This is a genomic window from Spirillospora sp. NPDC049652, assembly GCF_040675125.1.
GTDB lineage: Bacteria > Actinomycetota > Actinomycetes > Streptosporangiales > Streptosporangiaceae > Spirillospora.
Genome location: NZ_JBFAOF010000732.1, coordinates 1 through 3,822, shown reverse-complemented (window position 1 = coordinate 3,822; position 3,822 = coordinate 1). Strand labels below are relative to the sequence as shown.

Here is a 3,822-nt window from a genome sequence, read left to right as displayed (position 1 = left end):
CGGGATCGACCTCTGCCTGCACCTGGTCCGGCGCGACCACGGCGCGGAGGTCGCCAACTCCGTCGCCCGCCGCCTCGTCTTCGCCGTCCACCGCGACGGGGGCCAGCGCCAGTTCATCGACCGCCCGGTGCCCGACCTCCCCGACACGTCCCTCGCGCCGGTCCTGGCCTGGGCGCAGCGGCACCTCGACCGTCCGCTGACCGTGGCCGACCTCGCCGCCCGCGCCGCGACCAGCCCCGCCACCCTGCACCGCCGCTTCCAGGCCGAGCTCGGCACCACTCCCCTGGCCTGGCTGACCTCCGAACGCGTCACCCTCGCCTGCCGCCTCATCGAGAACGGCGACCTCGGCCTGGACGCGATCGCCCGCGCCACCGGCCTCGGCACCCCCGCCAACCTCCGCGCCCACGTCCGCCGCCGCACCGGCCTGTCCCCCACCGCCTACCGAGCCCGCTTCACCCGCACCTGACCCCCGGGATCGAGCGGAAGAGCGGCCTCCGGTCAACCGGCGAGCATCGCGGCCATTTCTTCCGCTATGGATTCGAGGGGCTGGGTGTTGCCGATGGTGGCGTACCAGGCCCAGAGTTCCAGGGCCGCGTGGAGGCGGTAGAGGGGGTAGGCGTCCGCGGCGTTCGGGAGACCGTAGGCGTCCAGCAGGGCGGGGAAATGGGGACGGCTGTGCGCCGGGGCGTAGAAATCGGCCTTCGCCAGGTCGAGGAGAGGCGCGGCGGCCACCGCGTTCTCCATGTCGATGACGGCGGTGACCTGCCAGCCTTCGGGCCCCTCCTCGACCAGGATGTTGCCCTCGTGGAAGTCGTTGTGGCAGAGAACAGGGGTCGTGCATTCCGACCAGAGGTCGGCGTGGGCGTTCACGTGTTGTTCGATTCGGTCGCCCAAGGCTGGGGCGCCGCCTCTCTTCCGGAAGATTCCCAGGTGGCGTTCGAGAAGGGGCGTCATGTACTCGGCGTTCGTCGTCACCGGTGCGCGGACGCCTTCCACGATGAAACCGAACGCCTCCATCCGGCGCTTGTGGACGGACGCGAGGATCCGGCCCATCTGCCCGTAGAGGCCATGCAGGGCATCCGGCGGAAGAGACGCCGAGACCTCCGACAGGGGCCTGCCCGGCATCAGCGTCATGACCACCGCCAGCGGGTCGCGGGAAGTGTGCAGGACTCGCGGGGCCGGGACGTCGGCCGGGAGGAGTCCGTAGACGTGGCGCTCCTTGTCGATCTTCCAGCCCCCATCGTCCGGCTGGACCTTCACGATCAGGCGGACGTCGGGGTTCGCGCAGACGACCTCGAAGACCGGGACGCTCTCGCCCCCGGTGCGCGGCAGCACTCGGACGATCTCGGCTTCGGGGTGGACGGCGCGGACGAGGGTTTCCATGCGGGCACGAGACCATGATCGTCCGGGGCGGGCAACGCGTTTTCCGCGGCGATGAGTTTCCCGGACCGGCGCGGTCGGTATCACCGAATCAAGCCGGAGGGGGAGCGATGAGCACCGGATACGCCCAGGTGAACGGGCTGAACATGTACTACGAGGAGCGCGGGACGGGAAGCCCGCTCCTGCTGCTGCACGGTGGCGTGATGACGGTCGAGTTGTCGTTCGCGGCGATGCTGCCGGAGCTGGCCGGAAGGTTCCGGGTGATCGCGCCCGAGCTCCAGGGGCACGGACACACCGCCGACGTCGACCGTCCGATCACCATGGGCGGGCTCGCCGAGGACGTCCGGGGGCTGCTCGACCACCTCGGGATCGAGCGCGCGGCGGTGTTCGGGTTCAGCCTCGGCGGGCTCACGGCGCTGCAAATCGCGCTGGCCCACCCCGAGCGGATCTCGGCGCTGATGGTCGCGTCCACGCCGTTCCGGCCGGACGGCTTCCACCGGGAGATCACCGACCCGGAGCTGTGGGCGACCTCCGAGCGGATGCCGTCCGAGGACGACTTCCGGGCGATGCACGAGGCCTACGCGAAGGTCGCGCCGGACCCTGACCACTTCGAGGCGTTCATGGCCAAGGCCACCGAGGCGGCGCACACGTTCGAGGGCTGGCCGGAGGAGCGGCTGCGGGGCATCGCCGCGCCGACGATGATCGTCGTCGGCGACACCGACTTCGTCACCCTCGACCACGCCACCGAGATGCGGGATCTCATCCCCGGCGCCCAACTGGCCGTCCTCCCGGGCACCAAGCACCAGGACGTCGCCACCCGCCCCGAACTGCTCTCCATGATCGACCGCTTCCTGCCCTAGGACGCCGCCCTACTGAGGGGTGTCATCAGAAAGAGCCAGCGGCCGGCGGTCGGTGAGCCTGACGCCGTCATGGTGTCTGATCGCCACGGACGCCGTGGCGGCGTCCATGGCATCCAGAACGCGGACGGCATAGGCCTCGTCCAGCATGGCGACCACCTCATCCCTTGTGGCCCAGTGGAACGCTTTGACCTCGTCGTTAGGAGAGAGGGTTCCTTCGAGCGCGCGACACCGGAATACCAGTGCGATGATTCCCCGCGACATGTTCTTATATATTCCACTGAGCGCCATCGGCTCGACGATCAGTCCGGTCTCCTCGCGCACCTCGCGTCTGAGGCCGTCCGGTACGTTCTCTTCGAGTTCGAGAATGCCGCCGGGCGGCTCCCAGTGGCCGTTGTCCCGCCGCTGGACGAGCAGAGCCCTGCGGTGATCGTCCACGACGACTCCCGCGACGCTCACCGAGTGCCTTGGAGAATGATCTGTCACGTCTTTTCCTCCCTTGTAGCCTGACCTTAGCCGTAATCCGACCGAGCAACGGAGACGTGATTGAGCTACCACAGGGCACTTCGGCGCGGGCTTGACCCGACCAGCGACAAACCGGTGTTCCGCCAGATCGCGGATCATCTACGCGAAGTCATACAGAACGGAAGTCTCGCAGCGGGCGACAAGCTTCCGTCGGAGGCCGAGATGGCCGCGCACTATGACGTCGCGCGCATGACCGTCCGCAACGCGCTTCAACGACTGCAGAGCGAGGGCCTGGTCGTCCCCGAACACGGACGGGGCGTCTTCGTCCGGCCCCGGCCTCAGGTGCGCCGACTCGCGTCGGACCGTTTCGCCCGTCGCCATCGCCGCGAGGGCAAGGCGGCGTTCCTGGCGGAGTCGGCCTCCGTGGGGGCGGCGCCGAGCGTGGACATGATCTCCGTCAGGGAGGAGGTCGCGGACGGCGACATCGCCCGACGCCTCCGGCTCGCGCAAGGCGAGTCCGTCATCGTCCGCAGCCGCCGTTACTCCCTGAACGGGAGCCCGGTCGAGACGGCCGTCTCCCACATTCCCGCGACGATTGCCCGCGGCACTCGGATCGGCGACGACGACCCCGGGGCCGGCGGCATCTACGCGAGACTGGAAGATCTCGGGCACACCCTTGATCGCTTCGAAGAGGAGGTGTCGGCTCGCATGCCGACTCCCGACGAAGCCGAGATGCTGAGGCTTCCTCCTGGCATTCCTGTCTTTCGGCTTATACGGACCGCTTTCGACGCCAGCGGAAATCCCGTCGAGGTCTGTGACACGGTTTTGTCATCAGATGTCTACGTTCTGACCTATGACCTTCCCGCACACTGACACGAAAGCCGTTGACAGCCTGGCAGATGCTCTTCTATACAAGTACCTGAACTTGTCTAGACAAGTTGATCTCCGCTTTTCGGGAAACGCTAGACCGGACAGGATTCAGGCGCGACGCAAGCCTCGCGCGCTTCTGCGCGGGTGGCGTTTGAAGAAGCCGCCGCGCGGCCGGGTGTGGATTGGAGCCCTCCCCCGGCCGCGCGGCCCATCCTCACAAGGAGGACGCACATGAGAATACGACGGTCAG

Annotated in this window: 5 protein-coding genes; 3 read left to right on the top strand and 2 right to left on the bottom strand. The window is 68.2% G+C overall.

Going from position 1 to position 3,822, the window contains the following annotated elements; all coding sequences use genetic code 11:
* The coding region (locus tag AB0J52_RS31570; RefSeq protein ID WP_500186427.1) for a helix-turn-helix domain-containing protein at positions 1–466 on the top strand (466 nt) is incomplete at its 5' end.
* Between the two features lie 32 nt (positions 467–498).
* Here the strand turns inward: AB0J52_RS31570 and AB0J52_RS31565 are convergent.
* On the bottom strand, positions 499–1,383 hold the full coding sequence (locus tag AB0J52_RS31565) for a phosphotransferase family protein (protein ID WP_500186426.1): 885 nt from the start codon (positions 1,381–1,383) through the stop codon (positions 499–501).
* A 107-nt stretch (positions 1,384–1,490) separates the two neighbouring features.
* On the opposite strand from AB0J52_RS31565, the gene AB0J52_RS31560 reads away from it, so the two are divergent.
* Positions 1,491–2,240, top strand: coding sequence for an alpha/beta fold hydrolase (locus AB0J52_RS31560; protein ID WP_500186425.1), 750 nt, complete (start codon positions 1,491–1,493; stop codon positions 2,238–2,240).
* A 9-nt stretch (positions 2,241–2,249) separates the two neighbouring features.
* Here the strand turns inward: AB0J52_RS31560 and AB0J52_RS31555 are convergent, their stop codons facing one another.
* Positions 2,250–2,696, bottom strand: coding sequence for an NUDIX hydrolase (locus tag AB0J52_RS31555; RefSeq protein ID WP_500186423.1), 447 nt, complete (start codon positions 2,694–2,696; stop codon positions 2,250–2,252).
* Positions 2,697–2,783: 87 nt separating this feature from the next.
* On the opposite strand from AB0J52_RS31555, the gene AB0J52_RS31550 reads away from it, so the two are divergent.
* Positions 2,784–3,575, top strand: a complete 792-nt coding sequence (locus tag AB0J52_RS31550; protein ID WP_500186422.1) for a GntR family transcriptional regulator — start codon at positions 2,784–2,786, stop codon at positions 3,573–3,575.
* The last annotated feature ends 247 nt before the right edge of the window (positions 3,576–3,822 follow it).

Coding starts and splice junctions, on each gene's coding strand:
- AB0J52_RS31565 (WP_500186426.1), bottom strand. CDS start 1,383: ATGGAAACCCTCGTCCGCGCCGTCCACCCCGAAGCCGAGATCGTCCGA.
- AB0J52_RS31560 (WP_500186425.1), top strand. CDS start 1,491: ATGAGCACCGGATACGCCCAGGTGAACGGGCTGAACATGTACTACGAG.